General features: G+C 66.4%; 29 protein-coding genes. 13 read left to right on the top strand and 16 right to left on the bottom strand.

The window, feature by feature from the left end; all coding sequences use genetic code 11:
• Positions 1 to 4: 4 nt before the first annotated feature.
• Positions 5 to 814, top strand: coding sequence for a polyphosphate kinase 2 family protein (locus tag F7R26_RS01425; protein ID WP_150989883.1), 810 nt, complete (start codon positions 5 to 7; stop codon positions 812 to 814).
• 52 nt (positions 815 to 866) lie between these two features.
• On the opposite strand, the gene F7R26_RS01420 is transcribed toward F7R26_RS01425, so the two are convergent.
• The 4 genes from F7R26_RS01420 to pyrE form a co-directional block, all read right to left on the bottom strand.
• Positions 867 to 2,219, bottom strand: a complete 1,353-nt coding sequence (locus tag F7R26_RS01420; RefSeq protein ID WP_150989880.1) for a DUF3734 domain-containing protein — start codon at positions 2,217 to 2,219, stop codon at positions 867 to 869.
• Between the two features lie 141 nt (positions 2,220 to 2,360).
• Positions 2,361 to 3,143 (bottom strand): 3-hydroxybutyrate dehydrogenase, encoded by a 783-nt coding sequence (locus F7R26_RS01415; protein WP_150989877.1) that lies wholly within the window; start codon positions 3,141 to 3,143, stop codon positions 2,361 to 2,363.
• 96 nt (positions 3,144 to 3,239) lie between these two features.
• Positions 3,240 to 3,980 carry an acetoacetate decarboxylase gene (locus F7R26_RS01410; protein WP_150989874.1) on the bottom strand — a complete coding sequence of 247 codons (741 nt, stop codon included), beginning with the start codon at positions 3,978 to 3,980 and terminating at the stop codon, positions 3,240 to 3,242.
• Positions 3,981 to 4,165: 185 nt separating this feature from the next.
• Entirely contained in the window at positions 4,166 to 4,855 is a 690-nt protein-coding gene (gene pyrE, locus F7R26_RS01405) for an orotate phosphoribosyltransferase (RefSeq protein WP_150989871.1), read from the bottom strand.
• Between the two features lie 30 nt (positions 4,856 to 4,885).
• Here pyrE and F7R26_RS01400 point away from each other — a divergent pair, with 30 nt between their 5' ends.
• Complete coding sequence (locus tag F7R26_RS01400) at positions 4,886 to 5,662, top strand: exodeoxyribonuclease III (RefSeq protein WP_150989868.1); 777 nt, start codon at positions 4,886 to 4,888, stop codon at positions 5,660 to 5,662.
• A gap of 24 nt (positions 5,663 to 5,686) precedes the next feature.
• Here F7R26_RS01400 and F7R26_RS01395 read toward each other — a convergent pair whose 3' ends face one another.
• Together F7R26_RS01395 and F7R26_RS01390 are read right to left on the bottom strand one after the other, a co-directional pair.
• Positions 5,687 to 6,088, bottom strand: a complete 402-nt coding sequence (locus tag F7R26_RS01395; RefSeq protein WP_150989865.1) for a type II toxin-antitoxin system MqsA family antitoxin — start codon at positions 6,086 to 6,088, stop codon at positions 5,687 to 5,689.
• Entirely contained in the window at positions 6,085 to 6,387 is a 303-nt protein-coding gene (locus F7R26_RS01390) for a type II toxin-antitoxin system MqsR family toxin (protein ID WP_150989862.1), read from the bottom strand. The genes F7R26_RS01395 and F7R26_RS01390 overlap by 4 nt, the downstream gene beginning before the upstream one ends.
• A 145-nt stretch (positions 6,388 to 6,532) precedes the next feature.
• Here F7R26_RS01390 and argC point away from each other — a divergent pair, with 145 nt between their 5' ends.
• Entirely contained in the window at positions 6,533 to 7,480 is a 948-nt protein-coding gene (gene argC, locus F7R26_RS01385; protein WP_150989859.1) for an N-acetyl-gamma-glutamyl-phosphate reductase, read from the top strand.
• Between the two features lie 95 nt (positions 7,481 to 7,575).
• Here argC and F7R26_RS01380 read toward each other — a convergent pair whose 3' ends face one another.
• Complete coding sequence (locus F7R26_RS01380; protein ID WP_150989856.1) at positions 7,576 to 8,049, bottom strand: excinuclease ATPase; 474 nt, start codon at positions 8,047 to 8,049, stop codon at positions 7,576 to 7,578.
• Positions 8,050 to 8,124: 75 nt separating this feature from the next.
• Positions 8,125 to 9,123, bottom strand: coding sequence for a M48 family metallopeptidase (locus tag F7R26_RS01375; RefSeq protein ID WP_416351295.1), 999 nt, complete (start codon positions 9,121 to 9,123; stop codon positions 8,125 to 8,127).
• 186 nt (positions 9,124 to 9,309) lie between these two features.
• On the opposite strand from F7R26_RS01375, the gene F7R26_RS01370 reads away from it, so the two are divergent.
• Positions 9,310 to 10,566 (top strand): muropeptide transporter, encoded by a 1,257-nt coding sequence (locus F7R26_RS01370; protein ID WP_043343074.1) that lies wholly within the window; start codon positions 9,310 to 9,312, stop codon positions 10,564 to 10,566.
• Between the two features lie 59 nt (positions 10,567 to 10,625).
• Here F7R26_RS01370 and F7R26_RS01365 read toward each other — a convergent pair whose 3' ends face one another.
• Complete coding sequence (locus F7R26_RS01365; protein WP_150989852.1) at positions 10,626 to 11,456, bottom strand: acyl-CoA thioesterase; 831 nt, start codon at positions 11,454 to 11,456, stop codon at positions 10,626 to 10,628.
• Positions 11,457 to 11,555: 99 nt separating this feature from the next.
• Complete coding sequence (locus tag F7R26_RS01360) at positions 11,556 to 12,500, bottom strand: DMT family transporter (protein ID WP_416351294.1); 945 nt, start codon at positions 12,498 to 12,500, stop codon at positions 11,556 to 11,558.
• 121 nt (positions 12,501 to 12,621) lie between these two features.
• Between F7R26_RS01360 and F7R26_RS01355 the strand changes: the two genes are divergently transcribed.
• Positions 12,622 to 13,539 carry a LysR family transcriptional regulator gene (locus F7R26_RS01355; RefSeq protein ID WP_150989849.1) on the top strand — a complete coding sequence of 306 codons (918 nt, stop codon included), beginning with the start codon at positions 12,622 to 12,624 and terminating at the stop codon, positions 13,537 to 13,539.
• 39 nt (positions 13,540 to 13,578) lie between these two features.
• Here the strand turns inward: F7R26_RS01355 and metW are convergent, their stop codons facing one another.
• Together metW and metX are read right to left on the bottom strand one after the other, a co-directional pair.
• The gene (metW, locus tag F7R26_RS01350; RefSeq protein ID WP_150989846.1) at positions 13,579 to 14,190 is read right to left on the bottom strand and encodes a methionine biosynthesis protein MetW; all 612 of its coding nucleotides are present in this window, start codon (positions 14,188 to 14,190) and stop codon (positions 13,579 to 13,581) included.
• Positions 14,187 to 15,359 (bottom strand): homoserine O-succinyltransferase MetX, encoded by a 1,173-nt coding sequence (gene metX / locus F7R26_RS01345; RefSeq protein ID WP_150989843.1) that lies wholly within the window; start codon positions 15,357 to 15,359, stop codon positions 14,187 to 14,189. Before metX ends, metW begins: the two co-directional genes overlap by 4 nt.
• A 357-nt stretch (positions 15,360 to 15,716) precedes the next feature.
• On the opposite strand from metX, the gene creB reads away from it, so the two are divergent.
• The 4 genes from creB to F7R26_RS01325 all read left to right on the top strand — a co-directional run bounded on the left by creB (position 15,717) and on the right by F7R26_RS01325 (position 19,990).
• Positions 15,717 to 16,415 (top strand): two-component system response regulator CreB, encoded by a 699-nt coding sequence (gene creB, locus F7R26_RS01340; protein WP_150989840.1) that lies wholly within the window; start codon positions 15,717 to 15,719, stop codon positions 16,413 to 16,415.
• A 41-nt stretch (positions 16,416 to 16,456) separates the two neighbouring features.
• Positions 16,457 to 17,899 carry a two-component system sensor histidine kinase CreC gene (gene creC / locus F7R26_RS01335; RefSeq protein ID WP_150989835.1) on the top strand — a complete coding sequence of 481 codons (1,443 nt, stop codon included), beginning with the start codon at positions 16,457 to 16,459 and terminating at the stop codon, positions 17,897 to 17,899.
• A gap of 110 nt (positions 17,900 to 18,009) precedes the next feature.
• Positions 18,010 to 19,437: a cell envelope integrity protein CreD gene (creD, locus tag F7R26_RS01330; protein ID WP_150989831.1), complete on the top strand. Its 1,428-nt coding sequence runs from the start codon at positions 18,010 to 18,012 to the stop codon at positions 19,435 to 19,437.
• A 16-nt stretch (positions 19,438 to 19,453) separates the two neighbouring features.
• Positions 19,454 to 19,990 (top strand): metal-dependent hydrolase, encoded by a 537-nt coding sequence (locus F7R26_RS01325; protein ID WP_150989828.1) that lies wholly within the window; start codon positions 19,454 to 19,456, stop codon positions 19,988 to 19,990.
• A 120-nt stretch (positions 19,991 to 20,110) separates the two neighbouring features.
• Here the strand turns inward: F7R26_RS01325 and slmA are convergent, their stop codons facing one another.
• The 3 genes from slmA to argB are packed head-to-tail and all read right to left on the bottom strand — an operon-like array spanning position 20,111 to position 22,734.
• Positions 20,111 to 20,770 carry a nucleoid occlusion factor SlmA gene (gene slmA, locus F7R26_RS01320; protein ID WP_150989825.1) on the bottom strand — a complete coding sequence of 220 codons (660 nt, stop codon included), beginning with the start codon at positions 20,768 to 20,770 and terminating at the stop codon, positions 20,111 to 20,113.
• Positions 20,767 to 21,747, bottom strand: coding sequence for a pyrimidine 5'-nucleotidase (locus tag F7R26_RS01315; protein WP_170301954.1), 981 nt, complete (start codon positions 21,745 to 21,747; stop codon positions 20,767 to 20,769). The genes slmA and F7R26_RS01315 overlap by 4 nt, the downstream gene beginning before the upstream one ends.
• 57 nt (positions 21,748 to 21,804) lie before the next feature.
• Positions 21,805 to 22,734, bottom strand: coding sequence for an acetylglutamate kinase (gene argB, locus F7R26_RS01310; protein WP_006162725.1), 930 nt, complete (start codon positions 22,732 to 22,734; stop codon positions 21,805 to 21,807).
• Positions 22,735 to 22,993: 259 nt separating this feature from the next.
• Between argB and F7R26_RS01305 the strand changes: the two genes are divergently transcribed.
• The 3 genes from F7R26_RS01305 (at position 22,994) to F7R26_RS01295 (ending at position 24,108) form a co-directional block, all read left to right on the top strand.
• Positions 22,994 to 23,572: a sigma-70 family RNA polymerase sigma factor gene (locus F7R26_RS01305; protein WP_150989823.1), complete on the top strand. Its 579-nt coding sequence runs from the start codon at positions 22,994 to 22,996 to the stop codon at positions 23,570 to 23,572.
• 84 nt (positions 23,573 to 23,656) lie between these two features.
• Entirely contained in the window at positions 23,657 to 23,884 is a 228-nt protein-coding gene (locus tag F7R26_RS01300) for a zf-HC2 domain-containing protein (RefSeq protein WP_150989820.1), read from the top strand.
• Complete coding sequence (locus F7R26_RS01295) at positions 23,881 to 24,108, top strand: cysteine-rich CWC family protein (protein ID WP_150989817.1); 228 nt, start codon at positions 23,881 to 23,883, stop codon at positions 24,106 to 24,108. Before F7R26_RS01300 ends, F7R26_RS01295 begins: the two co-directional genes overlap by 4 nt.
• Here F7R26_RS01295 and F7R26_RS01290 read toward each other — a convergent pair whose 3' ends face one another.
• Positions 24,109 to 24,621, bottom strand: coding sequence for a DMT family transporter (locus F7R26_RS01290; RefSeq protein ID WP_150989813.1), 513 nt, complete (start codon positions 24,619 to 24,621; stop codon positions 24,109 to 24,111).
• A gap of 94 nt (positions 24,622 to 24,715) precedes the next feature.
• Between F7R26_RS01290 and F7R26_RS01285 the strand changes: the two genes are divergently transcribed.
• Positions 24,716 to 25,651: a LysR family transcriptional regulator gene (locus F7R26_RS01285; protein WP_150989810.1), complete on the top strand. Its 936-nt coding sequence runs from the start codon at positions 24,716 to 24,718 to the stop codon at positions 25,649 to 25,651.
• Positions 25,652 to 25,672: the final 21 nt, after the last annotated feature.

Raw genomic sequence — 25,672 nt, 5'->3', positions numbered from 1 at the left:
GCCAATGCCGCTCGCCGATTTCCGCATCACCTCGGGCAAGAACTTCAGCCTGGCCGACTTCAACCCCGACGCCAAGCCGTTCTCCAGCGGCGACAAGGTCGCCGACCAGGCCCGCCTCACCGAACTGAGCACGCAGCTCGACGCCCAGCAGGACATCTTCTATGCCGAGCACCAGCGCAAGCTGCTGATCGTGCTGCAAGGCATGGACACCAGCGGCAAGGATGGCACCGTGCGCGGCGTCTTTCGCAGCTTCGACCCGCTCGGCATCCGCGTCGTCAGCTTCAAATCCCCCACCGCCGAGGAACTCGCGCACGACTACCTGTGGCGCATCCATGCGCAGGTGCCGCGCGCCGGCGAGATCGTGGTCTTCAACCGCAGCCACTACGAAGACGTGCTGATCACGCGAGTGCACGAGTGGATCGACGAGGCCGAATGCGAGCGCCGCTACAAGCAGCTACGGGCATTCGAGACGATGCTGCTGGAAACCGGCACCACCATCGTCAAGTGCTTCCTGCATATTTCCAAGGACGAGCAGAAAGCCCGGCTGGAAGCACGGCTGGCGGATCCGCAGAAGCAGTGGAAGTTCGACCCGAAGGATCTGGAGGAGCGGCAGTACTGGAAGAACTACGAAACCGCCTACGAGGCCGCCATTGCCGCGACCAGCACGCCGGAAGCACCGTGGTATATCGTGCCCGCGAATTCGAAGACGCACCGGAACCTGATGGTGGCGGAGATCCTGATGGCGGTGTTCGAGAAACTGAAGCCGGCGTATCCGCCGGGAAAACCGGCGTTGGCGAAGCTGAAGGTGGTCTGAGGCACAAGCGCAACGCGAAGGGACCAGGCCAGGCCGGCCCCTTCGCTTTGGGTCAGGCGTGCCCGTTGCCGCGATGGATGTCGTGCGTGACAAACGGCTTCTCGTGCGTCGGCATGGCCAGCCACTCCGGATGCTTCAGCGTTTCCCGGATGTCGTCCAGCCCGCTGGTCCAGTGCTCGTTCATCGTCAGCAAGCCAAACTGATAATCCTTGGCGTTGCCCTCAAACGTCTTGTCGCGATAGATCAGCTGGATCACGTTGCGGCGCGCATCGCATGCATACTCCGCCGCCTTGCGGTACCAGTCGCTGTCACGCTGCCCCTGCGGCACCAGCGCCATCACCTCGCTCAGCATGCGGCGGTAGTTCTGCTGCTCGCTCATGTAATCCGTGATGGTGCGCGTGCGGCTGGAATACTGAATGTCTTTCTGCCGCTCGGCCACCTCCAGCAGGTTGTGCGGCAGCTTGCCCCGCGCGCTCCACAGGTCCACCTGGAAGATCAGCGCGTCGCGCCGGGGCTGGGCGGTCAGCACCTCCGAAAGCGGCGTGTTGGACACCAGGCCGCCATCCCAATAGAACTCACCATCGATCTCCACCGCGGGAAAGCCGGGCGGCAAGGCGCCGGAGGCCATGAAATGCTCGGCGCGCAGCTTGCGCCGGGTGTTGTCGAAATAGGCGAAATTGCCGGTCCGCACATTCACCGCGCCCACCGACACGCGCATCTCGTTATGCTGCGAGTTGATGCGGTCAAAATCGGCAAAGCGCTCCAGCGTGGCCTTGAGCGGGCTTGTATCGTAATAGCTGGCATTGGCTGGGCCGCACTGGCGCTCCACCAGGCTGGGCCACGGACGAGGCTGGAAGAAGCCCCGCTGCCCCTCGAAGATGGCACGCGCGGCCTCGATGCCGTCGAACCAGATGCGCAGCGGATCGGGCCAGTGCGCAGCGCCCTGTGCGGCCACCTCATAAGGCAGCAGGCTGGGCAGCCAGGGCTGCTGGCAAATGTAGTCCCAGAATGCACGCAACTGCTCGACCCTGCGCTCGGGTGCATTGCCCGCGATCACGGCTGCGTTCAGCGCGCCGATTGAAATCCCGGCCACCCAGTTAGGCTGGATGCCCGCCTCCGCCAGCCCCTGGTACACGCCCGCCTGATACGAGCCGAGCGCGCCACCGCCCTGCAGCACCAAAGCCCGGACCGTGTATTCATGGTGAACCGGCCGCGCGCGGCCGGCGCCCTCGGGCGCGAGGTCCGGCGGCGCGCAGCCGCCGGGAGGCAGGAGGTTGGGCTCCGGCTCTCGTAGCGCTTCGGGCTTTGGCGCCTCGCGTTTTAGCGTGGGCGCCGCCGGGTTCGCTACCACGGCAGCCGCGGCGCTTTCTACAGCCTGCTTCGGCGTGCCCTTTCCCTGTGCCACTGTGTTTTCCTGTGCCACTTTATCCAGCTTCTGCCGACGTCCACCTGCCACGACCCCTCCTTGATGACTTTGCTTTCCGATCTTGCACGCGGTCATGCCGGCCGGGCGGTGGTACCGCCACCCGGCCGCTTTTCCTGTCGCTTACTGCATGTACCAGCCGTGGCTCACGATAAATGACTGCCCGGTCAGCGCCGCCGACGGGAAGGCGCACAGGAACAGCGCGGTCTGCGCCACGTCGTCCACGGTGGTGAAGACGCCATCCACGGTACCACCCAGCATGACGCGGCGAATCACCTCTTCTTCGCTGATGCCAAGCTCCTTGGCTTGCTCCGGAATCTGCTTGTCGACCAGCGGCGTGCGCACGAAACCCGGACAGATCACATGCGAGCGCACGTTGTACTCCGCCCCTTCCTTGGCCAGCACGCGCGCCAGGCCAAGCAGCGCGTGCTTGGCCGCAACGTAGGCGGACTTCAGTGGCGAGGCCTCGTGCGAGTGCACCGAGCCCATGTAGATCACGGTGCCGCCGCGCTTGTCCTTGTACATGTGCTGGAGTGCGGCCTTGGTGGTGAGAAAGGCGCCATCGACGTGGATGGCCTGCATCTTCTTCCAGTCGGAGAAGGCGTAGTTCTGGATCGGGTTGACGATCTGGATGCCGGCGTTGGAGATCAGGATGTCGATGCCACCGAACGCCTTGGCCACCTCCTCGGTAGCGAGGTTGACCGCGTCCTCGTTGGTGACGTCCATCGCCACGGCGATGGCGCGCCCACCGGCAGCTTCGATATCGGCGGCAGCTTTCTGCGCAGCCTCGAGATTCAGGTCGGCAATGGCGACCGCCGCGCCTTCCTTGGCCAGCAGGTCAGCAATGGCGCGGCCGATGCCGCTGGCAGCGCCGGTCACGATGGCGGATTTTCCTTGGAGCTTCATGGACGTTTCTCCTGTCTGGATGATTCAGGTTAGCCGGGCCGGCCGGAGGGGCCGGAGCCGATGGAAACCGTTGGATATCGTTGAATGCGTGGCCGCTCAGGCCAGGTAGTCGAACACCACCTCGCCCAGCCCCAGGGTGAGGTCGGCAACGTAATGCTTGGCGCCGAGGACTTCCAGCACCGGAAGCCCAGCCACCGGCGCGAGCGCATGCGGTGACAACGACAGCGCCGCGGGCCCGGTCCACGCGCCCTTCATCTGCACGTCTTTCAGGAAGTAGCAGACCAGCTCGCAGATGCGCGCGGAGCCATCCACGTGCGGAATGATCTTGAGCAGGTAGTTGGGCGTGCTTGCAAGCGCCAGGCCCAGCGCGTCCTTGTCGAGCTCGCGGTGCTTGTAGCCCATGGTGCCGGTGGCGACGCGCACCGGGCCATAGTCGAGCGTACCGACCAGCGTATCGGTGTGGACCGCCAGTGCGGGGCTGGCCAGCTTCTTCGGAAAGCCCCATAGCTCGCGCCCGCCCGCCAGTGGCGGATGGTCGTCGAGGTACATGGCGTGGGTATAGTTGCCGGGCTTGCCCTGGTAGGTGACGGGAATCACCTGGCCCGATTCGGTGTAATCGCCAAACCCGGTGGAGTCCGGCATGCGGATGAATTCGTAGTTGACCACCGCGTCGGTGATCTCCAGGGGTTCCGGCACCACCGCGCGCAACAGCTCGGGATCCGTACGGTAGGAGATGATGAAGAATTCGCGATGGATGAAACGGTATGGCCCCATCGGATAGGCCGGATTGGTAAGCGGCATGGCAAATGCCTGCTCGCGGATCGTCTTGATGTCCATCGCCAGCCAACCTCCTGAAGAGATGCTGCGCCGCCTTGCCGGGCGGCAAGGCGAATCGCTGGCGTCCCCGGATCCCCGGGGGGCCGGCCAGCGAGATCAGTCAGACCGGCGATCTTCGTGCGCGGTTCCCTGTTATCTGCTGCATTGCGACAAAGCGTTGCAAGCAGCAGGCAACAGATTCCAGACTATACGCCGTAGCGCTGCCGATAGGCAGCCACTGCATCGCGCGAGCCGCCCAGCGCGGGATCCTGCGATGCGTCCAGGTAAGCCAGCAGGTCCTTCAGGCTGGCAATGGAGATCACCGGCACGCCATATTCGCGCTGCACATCCTGCACTGCAGAATGCGTCCCGACCTGATCGGCGGTGCCACTCTTTTCCATCCGGTCGAGCGCGATCAGCACCGCGGCCGGCTCCGCGCCAGCCGCGCGGATCATCGCCATCGACTCGCGCACCGAGGTGCCGGCCGAGATCACGTCGTCGATGATCACGACCTTGCCCTGCAGCTTGGCGCCCACCAGCGTGCCGCCCTCGCCGTGGTCCTTGGCTTCCTTGCGGTTGTAGGCGAAGCCGACGTCACGTCCGAGCCCGGCCAGCGCCACCGCGGTGGCGGACGCCAGCGTGATGCCTTTGTAGGCCGGCCCGAACAGCACGTCGAACTCCAATCCGGATGCCAGCAGGGTTTTCGCATAGAATTGCGCCACCTGGCCAAGCATCGCACCCTGGTTGAACAGGCCTGCATTGAAGAAGTACGGCGACTTGCGGCCCGCTTTGGTCACGAATTCGCCGAAGGACAGTACGCCAGCGTCGAGCGCGAAGCGGATGAAGGTCTGGCTCAGGTCGCCAGCGCCGGGCTGCGGCGTCGTCTGCTGCGTCATCTTTTCTCTCTGATTTCAAAATTTCCCGAGATGTTACGGATTATCAGCGCCAACCTCAACGGCATCCGCTCCGCGGCCAAGAAAGGCTTTTTCGAATGGATGGGCAAGCAGGACGCCGATATGGTCTGCGTCCAGGAGCTCAAGGCGCAGGCTGCCGACATGACGGAAGCGTTCCTGGCGCCACACGGCTACCACGGCTACTTCCATTATGCGGAGAAAAAAGGCTATAGCGGTGTCGGCCTTTACACGCGCCACAAGCCGGAGCGGGTGATCACCGGTTTCGGCGTCGACGAGTTCGATAACGAAGGCCGCTATGTCGAGGTGCAGTATCCGCACCTCGCCGTGATCTCGGTCTATGTGCCGTCCGGCTCCAGCGGGGAAGAACGCCAGCAGGCGAAGTTCCGTTTCATGGAAGCCTTCCTGCCCCACCTGCTGCAGCTCAAGGCCAGCGGGCGCGAGATCGTGCTGTGCGGCGACGTCAACATCGCCCACAAGGAAATCGATATCAAGAACTGGAAGGGCAACCTGAAGAACTCGGGTTTCCTGCCGGAGGAGCGCAGCTGGATCGGCGAGCTGTTCGACGTGCACGGCTATGTGGACGTGTTCCGCAAGCTGGACCCGCGCCCCGAGCAGTACACCTGGTGGAGCAACCGCGGCCAGGCCTATGCGAAGAACGTCGGGTGGCGCATCGATTACCACCTGGCCACGGCGAAGATCGCCGAGACCGCGCGCGCCACCTCGATCTACAAGGACGAGAAATTCAGCGATCACGCGCCGCTGTCGATCGACTACGACTTCCCCCTGTAAGGGGTATGGCCGAGGGCGCACCGGCTACGCTGAGCGCACCTCATCAAGCAGCTCCGGGTGCCGCTCCAGCACCTTGAGCAGCTTGACCAGCGCCAGCGGCGGCTTGGTCTTGCCGGTTTCGTAGCGCGAGAAGGCATTGACGCCGCCGCCGAATATCTCGGCGGCCTCGCGCTGGTCCAGGCTCAGCTTCTTGCGCACGGCCACGATGAAGGCGGGATCGACGATGGCGGCATTGACCTGCTTTTGGAAAGCCACCGCCGCTTCGCCGTACCGGTCCGCTTGATTCGGATCCAGCACGATTTCCCCGCACGCCGGACAAAAGCCGCCCGAGACCGCGGAAATGATGACAGTTTCGCCCTTGTACGTATAAGGCACGTCGCGCGTGTCCTGCACCAGTTCCGCACCCCCGCATTCTGGACATTTCATGGTTCCAGCTCCTTGAATGACACGACCAGCACCGCATCGGTGACCGTCAGTTTCAGATACAGTGCGCCGGCGGCGGTAATCGGCCGGTAAACGTCCTGCCATACCTTGTGATCCGCGTAGGTCGTCATGCTCTTGTAAAAGTCTGCCGACGTCGGCGAAGCAATGACGGCGATCACGTCGGCACTGTCGAATCCGAGCTTGCGACTGTGCACGGCAGCGGAGCTGGTCAGGCAAACCCGCCCTTCGATGGCCAAGGTCCTGATCACCGAGAGCCTGCAGTGAGGCGTATGTTTCTCCATCGAATTTAACCTACTAGGTTACAACTAACAAGGGAATTTGCGATGCGCCGCGGCATGCGCCCTGCGACGTCCCCCAACCTAGTTACAATGCTGCTTCCCATCCGATTCCGGCATGGGACCCTTCGTATTTCCGAGTGAGTCCGCCATGGTTTTCAAAGTGTTCGTAGATGGTCAGGAAGGCACCACCGGTCTCCGGTTGCTCGACTATCTCTCCGGCCGTTCCGACGTGGAGCTGCTGCGTATCGCCGACGACAAGCGCAAGGATCCGGCCGAACGAGCACGCTTTCTGAATGCTGCCGACGTCGCTTTCCTGTGCCTGCCCGACGTTGCCTCCCGCGAGGCCGTGGCGCTGGTGACCAACCCCAATACCTGCGTGATCGACGCCAGCACGGCGTTCCGCACCACCGACAGCTGGGCCTACGGCCTGCCGGAACTCACGCGCGGCCAGCGCGAGAAGATCCGCGCCAGCAAGCGCATCGCCGTGCCGGGCTGCCACGCCAGCGCCTTCCTGATGGCGGTGCGCCCGCTGGTGGAAGCCGGCGTGATGCAGGCCGACTACCCGATCTCGGCGTTCTCGCTGACCGGCTACAGCGGCGGCGGCAAGCAGATGATTGCCGAGTTCGAAGCCGGCGGTAACCCAAAGCTGGACAGCCCGCGCCCCTACTCGCTCGGCCTCGCGCACAAGCACCTGCCCGAGATGCGCGTGCAGGCCGGCCTGGCGCAGGCGCCGATCTTCAACCCCATCGTCGGCAACTTCCTCAAGGGCCTGGCCGTGACGGTGCCGGTGTACCCGGATCGCCTGGCGCGCAAGGTCACGCCGGAACAGATCGCCGATCTGTACCGCAAGCACTATGAAGGCGAGCAGTTCGTGCGCGTGATGCCGGTGGGCGACGAAGCCAACCTGGACGGCGGCTTCTTCGACGTGCAGGCCAGCAACGACACCAACCGCGTGGACCTGTTCGTGTTCGGCTCGGCCGAGCGCATCGTGCTGATGGCGCGCCTGGACAACCTGGGCAAGGGCGCTGCCGGCGCCGCGGTGCAATGCATGAACGTGCATGTCGGCGCGGACGAGGCGACTGGCCTGAGCGCCTGACACGCTTACGCGCTGATACGGCGGCACCAGCCGCGAATGAAAAAAAGCCGGCGAAACCATCGCCGGCTTTTTTTCGCCCCGGGAAATCCCTTCGGTCAGATCCCGGCCTTGACCACGACGCCCTTGAGCGCAACGCCAAGGTAGGCGCTGCCCTTGGCGCAGACGTAGGTGCTGTCGCTGGCGGTCTCGTCGTCCTTCCAGTTGCTGCGGATATTGACCACGGCGCTGCCGCCTTCCTTGGTCGCGCGCTGCTGCAACTCCTGCACCGCCTGCACGAAGAGGGTGGCGCACAACGCGTCGTCGGGCGGCGGCGGCGGTCCGCCGGTGGAGCTGCTGTTGTCGATAGGCCGGCGCATGCGCTTGACGGTCTTGAAAGACTGGCCGTCCTGCGCGCCCGGCAGCTTGTTGAAACCGAACAGCAGCCTGATCGACGGGTCCACGCGCTCCTTGGCCCCCGGTGTGGCCAGCGCCTTGTCGATCGGCATGCTCAGCAGTTGGTCGGCCGCCTGCGCACTGCCGCCCGCCAGCAACGCGCCGGCCATCAGACTGAATCGCACCCAACGCTTCATGGTCCTCTCCTCATTGCCCCTGTTCGATGTACTGATCGTACAGGATCTGCCATAAAGAGAGCCTCTCGGGTGTCTTTACTTTTTTAGTGGCTTTTGCCGGTCGTCGTCGCCGCTGTCGACCGGCGCGCCGCTCAGGTTGGCCATATTGGCCCGATAGGGCGGCAGCTTGCTAACGCTGGAATCGATCGCGCGCGCGTAGAGCGGCAACACCTCGGGCAGGTGCTTCTCCAGCTCGGCGATGCGGGTGCGGCCCGATGGATGGGTGGAGAGGAACTCCGAGCCCGACTGCGCCGACGATTGCGAGACCGCGCCCATCTTTTGCCATAGCGACACGGCGGCGCGCGGGTCGTAGCCGGCACGCGCGGCGATGTCCATGCCGACCAGGTCGGCCTCGGTCTCGTCCGAGCGCGAAAACCGCAGCGTGAGCAACTGCGCCCCGGTGCCCAGGGCCATATTGCCGAGGTTGCCGAAGCCGAACAGTTGCGAGATCACGTTGGCGCCCAGGTTGGTGATCTCGGACTTGGCCGCCCGCTCGCGCGCATGCTCCTGCAGCGCATGGGCGATTTCGTGCCCCATCACCATGGCGACTTCGTCATCGGTCAGCTTGAGCTGGTCGAGCAGGCCGGAGTAGAAGGCGATCTTGCCGCCGGGCATGCAGAACGCATTGACCTGCCTGGAGTTGATCAGGTTGACTTCCCACTTCCATTGCTTCGCGCGCTCGTTCCAGCGCGGGGTCTGCGGCAGGATGCGCTTGGCGATGGCGCGCAGGCGCACCAGTTGCGGGTTATTGTCGCCGACCAGGGTCTTCTTGGCCTGCGCCTCTTCCTTGAGTTGCTCGTACTCCTGCGAGGCCTGCTGCTCGATGACCTCGACCGGCACGATCTGGCGGATGGACGCGCCGCCGCGTTGCACGCGGATGCCATCTTCAGCGTCCTGCGGCTGGGCCTGGCCCTGGGCCTGGACCGCGCTCATGCTCAACGCGGCGCTGGCCGCCAGCGCCAGCGCGGCCAGTCGACGTGGCAACGCAAATCCGGCCCGCCGGTGGCGGTACTGACAACGCTGGCGATCGGACATGGACGATTCCTTGGATGCGGTTTTCGGCAAGCAGGGTGAGCAAGGTTTGATGCGGCCAGGACACGGTCCGGGCCCGGCGCGTCCCACGCGTCGGGGCGGCGCTGACGGTAATGCAATAATACACGGCGCCTTGCCCAGCCTGATTGCCCCGATTTGCTCCGATTGCCCCGCTTGCCATCCTGATTCATGACCTTTCAAGCCTATCTCGACATTTTCCGCAATCGCCGCATCGGTGCCATGCTCACACTGGGCTTCGCTTCCGGGCTGCCGCTGGCACTCACCTCCGGCACATTGCAGGCCTGGATGACGGTGGAAGGGCTGGATATCAAGACCATCGGCTTTTTCTCGCTGGTGGGCCAGGCCTATATCTTCAAGTTCCTGTGGGCCCCGCTGATGGACCGCTATACACCGCCGCTGCTGGGCCGGCGCCGCGGCTGGCTGCTGGTGACCCAGATCGGGCTGGTGCTGGGCATCGCGGGCATGGCCTTCTGCCCGCCGCACGAGGCGCTATGGACACTGGCGGCGCTGGCCACGCTGGTGGCCTTCCTGTCTGCCTCGCAGGACATCGTGTTCGACGCCTACAGCACCGACGTGCTGCGCGCGCCGGAGCGTGGCGTGGGAGCGGCGGTCAAGGTGCTGGGCTACCGGCTGGCGATGCTGGTGTCGGGCGGACTGGCACTGTGGCTGGCCGACCGCGTGCTGGGCTGGCAGCAGATGTACCTGCTGATGGCGGGATTGATGGGCATCGGCATCGTCAGCCTGCTGTGGGCGCCCGAGGCGGAATCGCCTGCGCGCACGCCGCGCTCCATGGAGGAAGCCATCCTGGGCCCGCTGCGCGACTTCTTCTCGCGCCCGGGCGCCTGGTGGCTGCTGCTGCTGATCGTGCTCTACAAGCTGGGCGATGCGTTTGCCGGCAGCCTGTCCACCACCTTCCTGATCCGCGGCGTGGGCTTTTCGGCCGGCGAAGTCGGCCTGGTCAACAAGACGCTAGGACTGGCCGCCACCATTGTGGGCGCGCTGTTCGGCGGCACGCTGATGGTGCGCCTGGGCCTGTACCGCTCACTGATGCTGTTCGGCATCTTGCAGGGGGTGTCCAACCTCGGCTACTGGATCCTGGCGGTGACGCCGCCGCACCTGTGGACCATGGGCGCCACCATCGCGGTGGAGAACCTCTGTGGCGGCATGGGCACGGCGGCCTTCGTGGCGCTGCTGATGACACTGTGCAACCGCTCGTTCTCGGCCACCCAGTACGCGCTGCTCTCGGCGCTGGCCTCGGTCGGGCGCGTCTATGTTGGCCCCAGCTCTGGCTACCTGGTGGAGGCCTTCGGCTGGTCGGCCTTTTACCTGAGCACCGTGGTGGTGGCGGTGCCCGGCGTAGTGCTGCTTTGGGCGATGCGCAACACCGTGCATCGCTATGAAGCCCGGGCCCGCGCTGCGGCCTAGCCCCCGGCACCCAGCAGCGCGAACGCTGACTCGCTCGGAGGCTGTTTCAAAATGGCCTCTTACTGCTTGTAATAGACGATCTGGTGCGAGGTCGCGAGCAGTTCTCCCTGCGGGCTCCAGATCTGCGCGCTCTGGTCGAAGAAGCCCTGGCGGAACACCTGCGCCTGGGCGCTGCCCAGCACGTGGCTGTCGCCCAGCGCGGCCAGGGTCGGGGCGTCGGCATGGAAATACGTGGTCAGCGACACCGTGCCGGCCGGCACGAAGCCGGCGCGCTTGAGGAAGATCCGCGGGTAGAAGGTGTCGCACCATGCCGCCATCGCGGCGAAGTCCGGCGTACGCGCCGGCGCGTCGCGCAGCCAGAACTGGGTCAAGCTGTCCGGGTTCTCGGTGCCGGCCTCGACATTCGGCTTGGCGCCGCGCACCGGCCGCAACTCATACGCATCCAGCCAGCGCACCGGGGCAAAACCGGCCATCGGGGCGACATCGCTTGCCGGCGGCACCTGCGGGAACACGGCCTCGCCGCAACTCCAGGTCTCGCGGCGCACGGCGAAGAAGGCGGTGGCCGTGGTGGCCACTTCATCGCCCTGGCGCAGCTCGATGGTCCAGTGCTGGGTGTTGCGGTTGGTGCGCACCGGACGCGCTTCGATCACGAACGGCCCTTCGACGATCGGTCCGGCAAAGTTGACGGTCAGCGCGGACGGATCGCCCAGCCGCTCGGGATGCTGCAGCACGGCTTGCAGCAAGGTGGCCGCCGTGATGCCACCGAAGGGGCCGATCATGTTCCAGTAGGCCGGCGTGGTGCGGCCGTGGAAGAGATTACCCCCCGCCGGCTCCAGCGCGATCGCGTGGTCGAAGGAATGGACGGTCTGGCTGGCTGGCGTGGCGGACATGTCGTGGACCAAAAAAGTACGATCGTTCGATAATACTGCAAACGGCGGACGGGCGCTGGCACCGCCTCCGTCGGGCGCACCCTCCAATCCGCCGCAGGGTCAGCCCCCCGCCCGCGCCCGCCGCAGCGGATTCCAGCCAAGCTGGTTGCCGATCACCGCCAACAGGATCAGCGCCATGCCAGCGAGCTGCAGTGGCGTGAGCACCACCCCGAACACCAGCACATCAATCACGATGGCCACCAGCGGATAGACAAACGAGAGCGTGGCGATCGATAGCACGTTGAGGCGCTGGAAGGCGCCATACAGCAGCGTGTACATCACGCCGGTATGGACAAGGCCCAGCGCCAGCAATGCCCCCCAGGTCCGCCCGCCGAACGTCTCGACCGCCGGATGCGCCAGGGGGAACAGCATGACCACCCCCATCGCCATCTGCAGGCCCGCGATCTGCCCCGCCGCAATCCCCTTGAGGCGGCGCGTGGCCATGGTGGTGATGGCATACAGCAAGGCCGCCAGCATTGCCAGCCCGACCCCGGCCAGCATGCCGCCGGTGGCACCGCCGTGCTCCAGCCCTGTGATCAGCACCACGCCGCCAAAGGCCAGCACCAGCCACGCAAGCCGCCCGGGCGCGATGGCCTCGCGCTGGAACAGCGCCGCCAGCAGCAGCAGGAAGAAGGGCTGGGTGTGATAAACGACCGTGGACACCGAAATGCCGCTGTACGAATAGGCAGAGAACAAGGCCAGCCAGTTGAGGATCAGCGTGACCCCGCCCAGCGCCAGCCAGCGCCAGTCGCGGGCGCGCATGGGCTGCCAGCCGCGCCGCAGGGCGAGCGTGCCCAGCAACGCGGCGCCGCCGAAAATGCAGCGGAAAAACACCACGTCCAGCGGCGACTGCCCGCTGGTCACCACGAACCAGCCGATGGTGCCCGACAGGGCCATGGCGGCCACCATGCGCCAGGCACCGCCACGCCGTGCGGGTTCCGTGGCCTGGGGGGCCGGGGTGGCGGCCGGGGAAGCCACGGCGGCGCCAGATCGATCGATATTCATGGATGTCTCCTACGGAGCTTCGTACGCTTGGACGTCATTGTTCCACCGTGCATTCAGGTCAACAATCCATCCTGCAAGCAATTATTATTTGATCTGTGATCACAAATATGAGAGCCAGCCCATGCCGGTCGCGCAACTCAACGCCATGGCCGTATTCGCCCGGGTGGTGGAATGCGGCAGTTTCTCCGCCGCCGCCCGCGAGCTGGGCATGACGCCCTCCGCCGTCAGCCGCCATGTGACGCGGCTGGAAGCGGCCATCGGCGGCAGCCTGCTGCAACGGACCACGCGCGCCTTCACCCTGACTGAGCTCGGACAGGCAGTGCACGCCGCGTGCGCCCGGATGGTGGCCGCGGCGCAGGAAGTCAGCACGCTGGCCAGCGACCACGGCGGCGCACCGCACGGCCTGCTGCGGGTCAGCGCACCGGTGGTGTTCGGGCAGGCCTGGCTGGCGCCACGGCTGCCGGCCCTGCTGGACCGCTTTCCCGCGCTGGACCTGCAATTGACGCTGGCGGACCGCCTGGTGGACCTGGTGGAAGAAGGCGTGGACGTAGCCATCCGCATTGCGCGCGAACTGGCGCCGGGGCTGGCAGCGCGGCCAATCCGCGCGGTACGTTACCGGCTGGTGGCGGCACCCGGCTGGCTGGCGCGGCATGGCACGCCAGCCGAGCCGGCGGCGTTAGCCGGGCATCGCTGCCTCTACCTGGGCTATGGCGCCTTTGGCGAGCGCTGGAGCCTGCGGCGCAGGCGCGACGGGCAGACCGTGGCACTGCGCATCCCGCCAAAGGTCACGCTCAACAACAGCGCGGCCATTGTCGCCATGGCGCAGGCCGGCGGGGGCATCGGGCTGGTGCCGGACTTCTCGGCCGCCGCGGCGCTGGCGTCGGGCAGCCTGGTGCCGGTGCTGGACGACTGGGAAATCCTCGAACCCTACGTGGGCACGGCCTTCGCGGTCTACACGCCAACCCGCCACCTGGCCCCCAAGGTGCGCGCCTTTATCGACTACCTGGTGGCGCAGGCCGCGCTGGAGACCAGCGGCTAGCGCGGCGGACCGCCAAGCGCAGCCCCCGCCCTCGCCGGTTCACGTGGCGCAAACCCGGTACACCGCCAGGCTGCCGCGCCAGTTCGAGCCCCAGTTGACCGTCACGCCCTCGTGCATCACCACGCGGTCAAGGATGCGCAGGCCGACCTTGGACGCCAGCGATTCAAAGTCGCTGATGGTCAGCACCCGTACGTTCGGCGTGTTGTACCACTGGTATGGCAGCGCCTCAGACACCGGCATGCGCCCTCGGAACACCGACAGCCGGTGCGGCCAGTAGCCAAAGTTGGGAAAGGACACGATGCATTCGCGCCCCACCCGCAGCGTCTCGCGCAGGACCTGCGCGGTGTTGTGGATGGTCTGCAGCGTCTGCGACAAGATCACCGTATCGAAGCTCTTGTCCTCGAACAGCGCCAGGCCGCCTTCCAGGTTCTGCTGGATCACGTGCACACCCTTCTGCACGCATGCCAGCACGCCTTCGTCCTGGATCTCGATGCCGTAGGCCTGCACGTCGAGCTCGTCCTGCAGCACGCGCAGCAGGCTGCCGTCGCCGCAGCCCAGGTCGAGCACGGTGGAATTGGGCTCGATCCAGCGCGCGATGGCGCGGAAGTCGGGGCGCAGCGCCAGGATATTGGGGTTGGCCGCGGCATTCATGCGCCTATCTCCTCGGCGATGCGTTCGTAGTAGGCGCGCATCAGGTTGTGGTAGCGCGGGTCGTCCAGCAGGAAGGCATCGTGCCCGTGCGGCGCATCGATCTCCGCATAGCTGACCGGGCGCTTGTTGTCGAGCAGGGCCTTGACCAGCTCGCGGCTGCGATTGGGCGCGAAGCGCCAGTCGGTGGTGAAGCTGGCCACCAGGAAACTGGCCTGCGTCTGCGACACCGCGCGCGTGAGATCGCCGCCGAAGGCCAGCGCCGGATCGAAGTAGTCGAGCGCGCGCGTGATCAGCAAGTAGGTGTTGGCATCGAAGTACTCGGCGAACTTGTCGCCCTGGTAGCGCAGGTAGCTCTCCACCTGGAACTCGACATCGAAGGAGAAGCGGATGTCATCGGTCTTGAGCTCGCGGCCGAATTTCTCCGCCATGTCCTCGTCGGACAGGTAGGTGATATGGCCGATCATGCGCGCCACGCGCAGGCCGCGCTTGGGCTTGACGCCATGCGCGTAGTAGTTGCCGCCGTGGAAATCGGGGTCCGACAGGATGGCGCTGCGCGCGACCTCGTTGAAGGCGATGTTCTGCGCCGACAGCTTGGGCGTGGAGGCCACCACGATGCAGTGGCGCAGCCGATCCGGGTACATCAGGCTCCAGGCCAGCGCTTGCATGCCGCCCAGGCTGCCGCCCATCACCGCCGCGAACTGGGTGATGCCGAAGCGGTCCGCCACGCGCGCCTGGGCATTGACCCAGTCTTCCACGGTGACCACCGGGAAGGTGGCGCCGTAGGGCTGGCCGGTGGCGGGGTTGGCACTCATCGGGCCAGTCGAGCCGAAGCAGGAGCCAAGGTTGTTGACGCCGATGACGAAGAAGCGGTCGGTGTCGAGCGGCTTGCCCGGGCCGACCATATTGTCCCACCAGCCGACATCGCGCAGGTCGTGCGCGTACACGCCGGCCACGTGGTGCGAGGCGTTAAGCGCGTGGCACACCAGCACGGCGTTGGAGCGGGCGGCGTTGAGCGTGCCGTAGGTCTCGACCATCAGGTCGTAGTCGGCGAGCGAGGTGCCGTTGCGCAGCTTCAATGGCTCGGTGAAATGCATGCACTGCGGCGCGACGATGCCGACCGAGTCGGTCGGCAGGGCAAGCGCGGCAGGAGGCGGAGCTACGTCTGTCATGGAATGAGCCCGTTGGCAAACAGGCGTAAAAAAACCCGACCGGCCTTGCTTGGACGTTGCCTGCGGATGACATCAAACCTGACATCAAGCACAGCATCAACGACGGCGCAGCCAAATCGGGTTTTGCACGGGCCTTGCGTCCCGCGTGCCGGTTGCCTTGCGTGGCAGGGAACCGACCCACCTCTTTAGCCGCATTTATATTGGCTGCCGGAACCCCCAAAACCAAACCTCCAGGGGTTACCATGCCGCCGCGCGCCCGCAAGCCAGTCTTCAAATCGGCGCGACCCGCTTATTATAGAGCAAACAAACGCGCCGGCGGCGGCGCGCCGCCAGACGCCAACCAAACGCAATCCAGCCTTGACGAAACCACCCAGCATCCTGGTCATCGAAGACGAATCCGCGATCGCGGACACCATCCTCTATGCGCTATCCACCGAAGGCATGACGGTCGAGCACTGCGCGCTCGGCAGCGCTGCGCTGGCGCGCCTGCGCGCGCAGGCGCCGGACCTGGTGATCCTGGACGTGGGCCTGCCCGACATCAATGGCTTCGAAGTCTGCCGCACGCTGCGCACCTTCTCCGATGTGCCGGTGATCTTCCTCACCGCGCGCAACGAGGAAATCGACCGCATCGTCGGCCTGGAAATCGGCGCCGACGACTATGTGGTGAAGCCCTTCTCGCCGCGCGAGCTGGCGGCGCGGGTGCGCGTGATCCTGCGGCGTGCCGGCAAGCGCGCAGCACCGCAGGTGCCGGTGCAAGCCCTGGCGCCGCCTGACGGCTTCACGCTCGATGCCGACGGCGCGCGCCTGGCCTGGCGTGGCCAGTGGCTCGACCTGACCCGCTACGAGTACCGGCTGCTGGCCTTGCTGCTGCAGCACCCCGGGCGCATCTATTCGCGCGCGCAGCTGATGGACCTGGTCTGGCACGACGCGGTCGACACCATCGACCGCACCGTCGACACGCATATCAAGACGGTACGCGCCAAGCTGCGCGCGCTCGACCCCGAGTGCGATTCGATCCGCACCCATCGCGGCATGGGGTATTCGCTCGAAAGCTGAGTCCCTCCTTCACCTCGCTCACAACGCACCCACGGCTACGCATGCATATCGGGCTTCGCATCTTCCTCGGCTTCTTCCTGATCGTCGGGCTGGCGGCTTTCCTCACGCTGCGGGTGTTCGTGCAGGAGGTCAAGCCCGGCGTGCGGCAGGCCATGGAAGACACGCTGGTCGACACCGCCCACGTGCTGGCGGTGCTGGCCGCCGACGACATGAAGAGCGGCCGCATTGCCAACGGCGCCTTCGCGCGCCGCCTGGCGCGGCTGCGCGAGGACAAGGTCGACGCCAATGTGTGGGGCATGCACAAGGATGCGGTGGGCTACCGCATCTACATCACGGACGCGCGTGGCATCGTGCGCTTCGATTCCGGCGAGGCCGCCGTGGGCGCGGATTACTCGCGCTGGAACGACGTCTACCGCACGCTGCGCGGCGAGTACGGCGCGCGCAGCACCCGCGCCAACCCTGACGACGACGCCAGCACGGTGATGCACGTGGCAGCCCCCATCCGCGACGGCAACAAGACCATCGGCGTGCTGACCGTGGCCAAGCCCAATGTGACCATGGCGCCGTTCATCGAGCGCAGCCAGCGCAAGATCCTGCTCAACGGCCTGCTGCTGATGGGTGGTGCGTTCGTGATCGGCCTGGCCTGCACGCTGTGGCTGGTGCACGGCCTGCGCCGCCTGCAGCGCTACGCGCGTGCGGTGGCATCGGGCGAGCGTGCCGAGATGCCGCTGCGCGGCGCCAGCGAGCTGGCCGAGCTGGGGCGCTCGGTGGAGAGCATGCGCCTGCGGCTGGAGGACAAACAGTACGTCGAGCACTATATCCACACGCTGACACACGAGATGAAGAGCCCGCTGGCGGCCATCGGCGGCGCCGCCGAGCTGCTGCAGGAAGACATGCCGGCCGCCGACCGCAACCGCTTCGTCGCCAATATCCGAAGGCAGGCGCAGCGGCTTGAGGAAATGATCCGCAAGCTGCTGGCGCTGGCGGCGCTGGAGCAACGCCAGAGCCTGGAGACCCACGCGCCGGTCGCACTGGAGCCGCTGATCGAGCAGTTGCTGCATGAGCTGGAGCCACGCGCCCGCCAGCGCGACCTGACGCTGCGCTTGCTGCCACCGGGCCAGCCCGCGGCGGTGGTGAGGGGCGATCCGTTCCTGCTGCACCAGGCGCTGGGCAACCTGCTGGAGAATGCCATCGACTTTGCGCCGGCGGCCAGCACGGTCGACGTGTCCGTAGCGCACGGCAACGAGCCCGCCCACATGATCGCCGTGCGCGTCACCGATCACGGCCCCGGCGTTCCCGACTATGCGCTGCCGCGCCTGTTCGAGCGTTTCTATTCGCTGCCGCGCCCCGGCGGACAAGACAAGAGCACCGGGCTGGGCCTGTGCTTCGTACGCGAGATCGCCACGCTGCATCACGGTGACATCAAGCTGGCCAACCGCGCCGAAGGTGGCGCGTGCGCGACGCTGACGCTGCCTGCGGCCTAGCGGCTTCACACTCAACACACAATCGCGCGCATCGCTTCACGCAGGCTTCCGCGGCGGCTCACATGGCAAGCCTAAGCTAGCGGCATCGTCACTCCCGCGCGCCTGCCGCCATGAACCGAATCCTGTTTTTCAAGTCCGCCATCACGGCGTTCCTGATCCTGCTGATCCTGATCCCGCTGCACCTCGTGGGCAACGCCGTGCAGGACCGCAAGCACTACCGCGAGGAAGCGGTGCGCAGCGTCTGGCAGAGCTACGCCGGCCCGCAAACCCTGACCGGCCCGGTGCTGGTGCTGCCGTACAAGGAGATCCTGCGCGTGACGGACAGCAGCGACCCCAAGCGGCCCAATGCCACCGTGCTGCAGGCGGAGGCCAGGCAACTGCTGGTCTTCCCCACCACGCTGCGCGTCAAGGGCGAGGTCACGCCAAGCGAGCGCTACCGCGGCATTCACAAGGTGCTGGTGTACGAGATGCAAAGCCGCTGGCAGGGCACCATCGCGCTGCCCGATCCGGCCGAGCTGCCGCGCTCGGCCGGCCACGTCGGCTTTGAGGTGGGCCAGCCGTACATCACGATCGGCATCAGCGACACGCGCGGCCTGATGGCGGCGCCTGCGTTCGAGCTGGACGGCAAGGCGCTGAAGCTGGAGCAAGGCGCGCTGCTCAAGAGCCTGTCCCAAGGCCTGCACGCCGAGATCGACCTGCCGCCCGCCAAGGCCGCAAAGCCCGGCCTGGATGGCAGGTCCGCGCAGGCACAGCGCGTGGTGCCGTTCTCGCTGACCTTGCCGCTGCTGGGCGCGCAGTCGCTGGCCTTCACCCCGGTGGGCGACCAGAACGATATCTCGCTCGATTCCGCCTGGCCGCATCCGAGTTTCGACGGTGACTTCCTGCCGCGCACCCGCAGCGTGACCGCGCAAGGCTTTCGCAGCAACTGGAGCGTGACCTCGTACAACACCAAGGCTCGCGGCCAGCTCGCTGGCCCGGGAGACGGCACGCTGGAAACGGTGTCGGTGACGCTGATCGATCCGGTCAACATCTACCTGCAGGCAGAGCGCGCGGTGAAGTACGGTGCCATGTTCGTGCTGCTGACCTTTGCCGGCTTCTTCATGTTCGAGCTCATCAAGCGCCTGCGCATCCACCCGATCCAGTACCTGCTGGTAGGCCTGGCGCTCGCGGTGTTCTTCCTGTTGCTGCTGAGCCTGTCCGAGCATATCTCGTTCGCGCTGGCCTACCTGGCGGCCAGCGGTGCCTGCATCGGGCTGCTGGGGTTCTACCTGTCGTTCGTGCTGCAGAGCTGGCGGCGCGGGCTGGCCTTTGCCACGCTGCTGACGGTGCTGTACGGCGCGCTCTATGGCCTGCTGCTGTCGGAGGACAATGCGCTGATGCTGGGCTCGCTGCTGATGTTCGTGATCCTGGCAGCCATCATGGTCATGACCCGGCGCATCGACTGGTACGCCGCGGGCGCCGCATGGCAACCGCTGCGCGACAAACCTGCCGCCCCGGCCGGCGAAGAAGACGCCGCCGCCGCCTCGGCATCTGCCTGATCGAAGGAGCGACGCCATGCCAACCTACCTTCATTGCGCCCCGCCACTCGCGCTGGCGGCCGTGCTGGGACGGCGGCGGGTGCCGGCCGGCCTGCTGCTGGCTGGTGTCGCGGCGAGCATCGTGCCGGATGTCGACATGCTCAACGTCTGGTACGCCGGGGTGCGCTACAACACCTTGCTGGGCCACCGCGGCCTGACCCACTCGATCGGCTTCGCGGTGGCGCTGGGCCTGCTGGCCGCGCTGGCGGCGCGGCGCTGCGGCTGGCGGCGCGGCATCGCGTTCGTGTTCATCGCGCTGAGCACCGTGTCGCATCCCTTGCTGGACCTGCTGACCGACCGCGGCATCGGCACGGCGCTGTTCTACCCACTGACGGCGCAACGCGTGACCTTGCCATGGCGGCCGCTGCCGCTGGCCGGCGCGGGCCTGTTTGGCGCTGCGCGCTTCTGGCTGGAGTGTGCGTGGATCGGCCTGCCGCTGCTGGCGTTTGCCGGCATCGGTGCTGCACTGCGCCGCTGGTTCGATCGCATCAGGCCTGGCGCAGGCTGGACGTGAATGTGGGCCATCACCCGCCGTACCGGATGGCGGGCTTGATGGCGGCGCTGGGCTGATCTACGCGAACCAACAAGAAAGGGCAGGCGCAAGCCTGCCCTTGTTCATGACCGCTGGCGCGGCCTAGCCGAGCAACACGCGCAACTGCGCGTCCGCGTTCTCGCTGGGCAGTTTGCGAAAGCCGCTCTTGGCATAGCGATGCCACAGGCCCTGCACGGTCGCCACGATCAGCGCGGCGCGCACCGGCACATCGGCGTCTGGCGGAAACGCACCCTGGCTGATGGCGATCTTCAGGCACTGCCGCAGCGAGGCCTCGATCCGGTCCACGACCTGGTTGATGCGCTCCTGCAGGCGATCATGCTCGCCCACCAGCGCCTCGCCGGTCAGCACGCGCGTCATGCCGGGATTTTTCTCGGCAAAGGACAGCAGCATGCGCACCACGGCGTGCGCCTGGCGCAAGCCATGCTCTTCCTGGGAGGTGATCTGGTTGATCAGTCCGAAGACGGTCTGCTCGATAAAGCCGATCAGGCCTTCGAACATCTGCGCCTTGCTGGCGAAATGGCGGTACAGCGCCGCCTCCGATACGCTGAGCTTGGCAGCCAGCGCCGCGGTGGTGACCTTTTCCCCGCGCGGCACTTCCAGCATCCCGGCCAGCGTCTGCAGGATCTGCACACGCCGCTCGCCAGGACGCGGGCGTTTGCGTGCCGGCGCCCCGTCCGCGCCTGCGCCCTGCCCGGCGGCGGCCTCAGCCGCACCCGATGGGTGCCCGTTACTGTGCATCATGACCCGATTCTCCGCATTCGTCGTTGGAGTTGATGCATGGATTGTACTTTTACGTCCACATAGCCGGGGCGATTTACGATCCGCGCCCGCACGCGCGGCGCCGATGCCGGCAGCGCCTGCGGCGCTGTCGTGCCAGTCGCCAGCGCGGGCGGATCCTGCGTCTCGGCCGCCACCAGCGTGACTGAATGTTCCTGCGCGGCGTGGCCGGTGTGCTGCCGGTCCTGCGCATCCAGCGTGCTGCGCAGCACGGCGTCACCGCTGACGCCCGCCACGGCGGAGTCCGCGGGCATCGGGACGTCGTGCGGACGCGATGGCGCCAGCGTGCGCAGGTAGCCCGTCACCCAGGCCGTGCGAATGCCCGTGCCCGCGTAGCGCTTGAGGTGAGACAACGTGTCTTCCACCAGCACCGCGCGGTGCGGCGCCACCCGCTGCTGCACCAGCAACCGGCGCAACATGCGCCGGTCCGGCTTGGGCCGCAGATGGCCGTGCACCCACATGTCCTCAATGGCGACCACCCGCTCGAAACACCGCTGGATGCCAGCCACCTTCATGACCGCGCGCGCGTATTGCTCCGGTGCGTTGGTCACCAGGATCTTGCGCCCGGGCAGGCGGCGCAGGTGGCCGACCAGGCCGCGCTGCACCCGCACCATCTCCGCCAGTTCGGGGAAATCATGCGCGGCGCGCAGGAAGTCGGCCGGGTCCACGTTGTGGTGGCGGATCATGCCCAGCAGCGTCGCGCCATAGCGCTGCCAGTACTTCACCCGAACCTCGCTGGCGGTGGCCTCGTCACTGCCCAGCACGCGCGCGACATACGCCGTCATCAACTGGTTGATGGCGGGAAAGATCGCATGCGACGCGTCGTGCAGCGTGTTGTCGAGGTCGAACAGCCAGACCGTGCGGCCGGAATTGTCGCCCGCGGGGCGGCGTCGGCGCGCACCGCGCAGGCTGCGGCGCAAGGGCGGGGAAATAGAGGGCACGCGGGAAGAAAAAGAAGTGAAGCGGCAGCGCGCGGCGCGCGCTGCCGTAGATGCGTTCTAGTGCGAACGGATCATGGTACCGAACGCTTGTTCGGTCAGGATTTCAAGCAGCAGCGAGTGTTCGATGCGGCCGTCGATGATGTGCACCGAATTCACGCCGCTCTTGGCCGCGTCCAGCGCCGACGAGATCTTGGGCAGCATGCCGCCGGAGATGGTGCCATCCGCGAACAGTTCCTCGATCTCGCGCGCCGACAGGTCGGTCAGCAGGTTGCCGGCCTTGTCCATCACGCCCGGGATGTTGGTCATCATGACCAGCTTCTCGGCCTTGAGGATCTCGGCCATCTTGCCCGCCACCACATCGGCGTTGATGTTGTAGGCCTGGCCGTCGTCGGAAAAGCCGATCGGCGAGATCACCGGGATGAAGGCGTCGTCCTGCAGGGCCTTGACCACCGCCGGGTTGATGGCTTCGATATCGCCCACGAAGCCGATGTCGATGAAGGCGCCGGGGCTTTCGCGGTCCGGCATCTTGAGGCGCTTGGCGCGGATCAGGCCGCCGTCCTTGCCGGTCAGCCCCACGGCCTGGCCGCCATATTGGTTGATCAGCATGACGATGTCCTGCTGCACTTCGCCGCCAAGCACCCATTCGACCACTTCCATGGTCTCTTCATCGGTCACGCGCATGCCCTGGATGAACGTGCCGACCTTGCCAACCTTCTTCAGGGCTTCGTCGATCTGCGGGCCACCGCCGTGAACCACGACCGGGTTCATGCCGACCAGCTTGAGCAGGATCACGTCGCGCGCAAAGCCGTGCTTGAGCTTTTCCTCCGTCATGGCGTTTCCGCCGTACTTGACCACAATGGTCTTGCCGTGGAACTTGCGGATATAGGGCAGCGCCTCGGCAAGGATTTCGGCCTTGAGGGCTGGGGCAATTGCGGCCACCGCGGTAGCGGCAGGCCCAGGGGTGTCGGCGTTCATGGCAAGGGACATCCGTGAGATTCAACAGGTATCATGGCAATTCTGACCGGCGGTGCACCATAGGTTAGGGGCTTTTTACCCCGAATAGGCCACCTCCGGCCGCGGCAGGCGCCGATTTTACAAGAAACCGCGGCGCACGCGTGCAGACGGTGGTGCAGCGGGGGTTCAAAACCGGTGCATGCGTACTGCGGCGCACCATGGCGTTCTATCCACGCAACAGTTGTCCAACCGTTGTCCAACAGTCGCATCGCCACCGAATAGCGGCAACACAATGAGCCTGCACCCCGACGATCTTAGCGCCCTGCGCCCCCATTTGCTGCGCTTCGCCCGCCTGCAACTACGCGACCAGGCACTGGCCGAGGATACCGTCTCCGACACCCTGGTAGCCGCGCTGGAACACCCGGAGCGCTTCAGCGGCCAGTCCGCGCTGAAGACCTACCTCATCGGCATCCTCAAGCACAAGATCATCGATACGCTGCGCAGCGGCCGGCGCGAAGTACGCCTGACGCTGGGCGGCGGCGACGAAGACGGCGAGGCGCAATCGGATATCGATGCCTTCGACGCCCTGTTCACCAAGAACGGCCACTACCATACGCCACCTTCGGACTGGGGCAACCCGGACCGCGCGCTGGAGCGCCGCGAGTTCTTCGAGATCCTCCAGCTGTGCGTGGACAAGCTGCCCGCCAAGATCGGCCGGATTTTCATGATGCGGGAATGGCTAGAGCTGGAAACCGAAGAAATCTGTCAGGAACTCGAGATCACGACGACTAATGCCTGGGTCATGCTGTACCGAGCCCGCATGCGCCTGCGCGAGTGCCTGGAACTGAACTGGTTTGGGCAGAAGGCGTGAGCGCCTGGCCGGGACCTTGTAACCGGGCCACCGCAGCCAGGCAAGCTGCTGCGGCCTGAAACCGCCTGTCGACCGAAGGAAGCCATGTCTGATACGCCACCCCGCCGCCGGCTGCTGCCAAACTGCCGCGAGATCCATCACCTGACCATGGAGGGCATGGACCGGCCGCTGAGCTGGTTCGAGCGCGTGCGCATGCGCGGGCACATGGCCATTTGCGACGCGTGCACCAATTTTTCGGGCCAGATGCGGCTGATGCGCTCCGCCATGTCCCGGCTGGGCCAGGAAGACAAGCTGCCCGGGGACAAGCCGTGAGCGATCCGGCCACGGTGCTGACGGGGCAATTGCGCCCCATCGAGCATTGCAGCGCCTGCGGCGCCGGCTTTGTCTGCGGCTATGCCGCCGGCCTGCCCAACTGCTGGTGCGCCACCCAGCCGCTGCTGCCCGCTCGCCAGATCGTACCGGGCCAGCACTGCCTGTGCCCCGCCTGCCTGGCGCGCCGCCGCGAGGATGCCGGCCAGGCGCAAGCCAAAGGCTGATCAGTTCGCCGCCTGCGCTGGCGTTGTGCTGGCCGCGCCCGCCGCGGCGAACTGCATCACCACCACCCCCAGTACCACCAGCGCGGCGCCGGCCATGCGCCCCGGTGTCACGGCGCGCGCCGCGAAGCCCGCCAGGCCAAACTGGTCCAGCAGCAGCGCGCCCACCATCTGCCCCGCCACCACCGCCGCGATAAAGCCGCCTGCGCCCAGGCGCGGGGCCAGCACCAGCGCCACGGTAATGTAGAACACGCCCGCCACGCCACCGGCCCACATCCAGCCCGGCCCGCCCACCGCCAGCGAGGGCAGCGGAACCTTCAGCAGCCACAGCAGCGGCACCACCACCGCCAGGCTGATCAGCAGCGACACCACAGTGGCCCATAGCGGATGGCCCAGGCTGCGCCCGAGCGCGGCGTTGGCGCCGGCCTGAAAGGGGATCACCGCCCCGGAAACAATGGCCACCAGCACGGGAACGAGGCCGGCAAGCGCCGGCGAAAAGTGATTGAGGCCAGGCATTTTGGCATCTCCTTCGCCATAAATTGGATGCCTCAGTGTGAAATATTGCGCCGCGAATTACCAATTCTCGTTTCATAGCGTTAATATGCGCCGCATGAATGATCTCCGCGGTATCGACCTGAACCTGCTGGTGGTGCTGGAAGCCCTGCTGGCCGAACGACATATCTCGCGCGCCGCGCTGCGCCTGCACCTCAGCCAGCCTGCGGTGAGCCACGCGCTGGGCCGCCTGCGCCAGTTGCTGGACGACCCGCTGCTGGTGCGCGGCCAGGGCGGCCTGGTGCCGAGCGCGCGCGCCCACGAACTGGCGGGCCCGCTGGCCGAGGCGCTGGCGCAGGTGCGCATCCTGCTGGGGCCGTCCGGCTTCCAGCCCGCCACGGCGCGCCGCAGCTTCCGCCTGGGCATGTCCGACTACGGCGCCATGGCGCTGCTGCCCGGCCTGCTGCGCGCGGTGCGCAAGATCGCCCCGGGCATCGACCTGGTGGTCAGCCAGGCCAGCCGCGAAGCCATGACAGCCAAGGTCGCGGACGGCGAGATCGACCTGGCGCTGGGCGTGTTCGGCCAGCCCCCGGAAGGCGTGCACTGCACGGAGCTGTTCGAGGAAACCTATGCCTGCATGGTGGATGCGGCCACGGTGCGCGGCCTGGGCAAGCTTGACCAGGTGGCATACCTGGCCCGCTCGCATGTGCTGGTGGCGGCCCACAGCGAGCGCGTGGATGCCATCGACGCTGCCGTGGCCAAGGTGGGCGGGCGGCGCAAGATTGCCTGCGTGCTGCCCCACTGGAGCGTGGCGCCAGCGCTGATTGCCGGCACCAACCTGGTCCTGACCACGGCGCGCCGCAGCCTGGCCGCGTTCGAGGGGGACCCGCGCTTCGCGGTGTTCGATCCGCCCTTTCCCCTGCCGGGCTTTGGCTTCAGCCTGATCTGGCACGACCGTACCGACGCCGATCCCGGCCATAGCTGGCTGCGCGACCGCGTGATCGCGGTGGCCGCCGGCGACGAGCCGGACGACGCGATCAGCCTGCGCAGCTAGGCAGCTAGGCTAGCTGCCTGT

It is taken from the genome of Cupriavidus basilensis (genome assembly GCF_008801925.2).
GTDB classification, from domain to species: Bacteria; Pseudomonadota; Gammaproteobacteria; order Burkholderiales; family Burkholderiaceae; genus Cupriavidus; species Cupriavidus basilensis.
The sequence above is the reverse complement of the archived record's forward strand: the minus strand, read 5'-3'. Positions and strand labels throughout refer to the sequence as shown.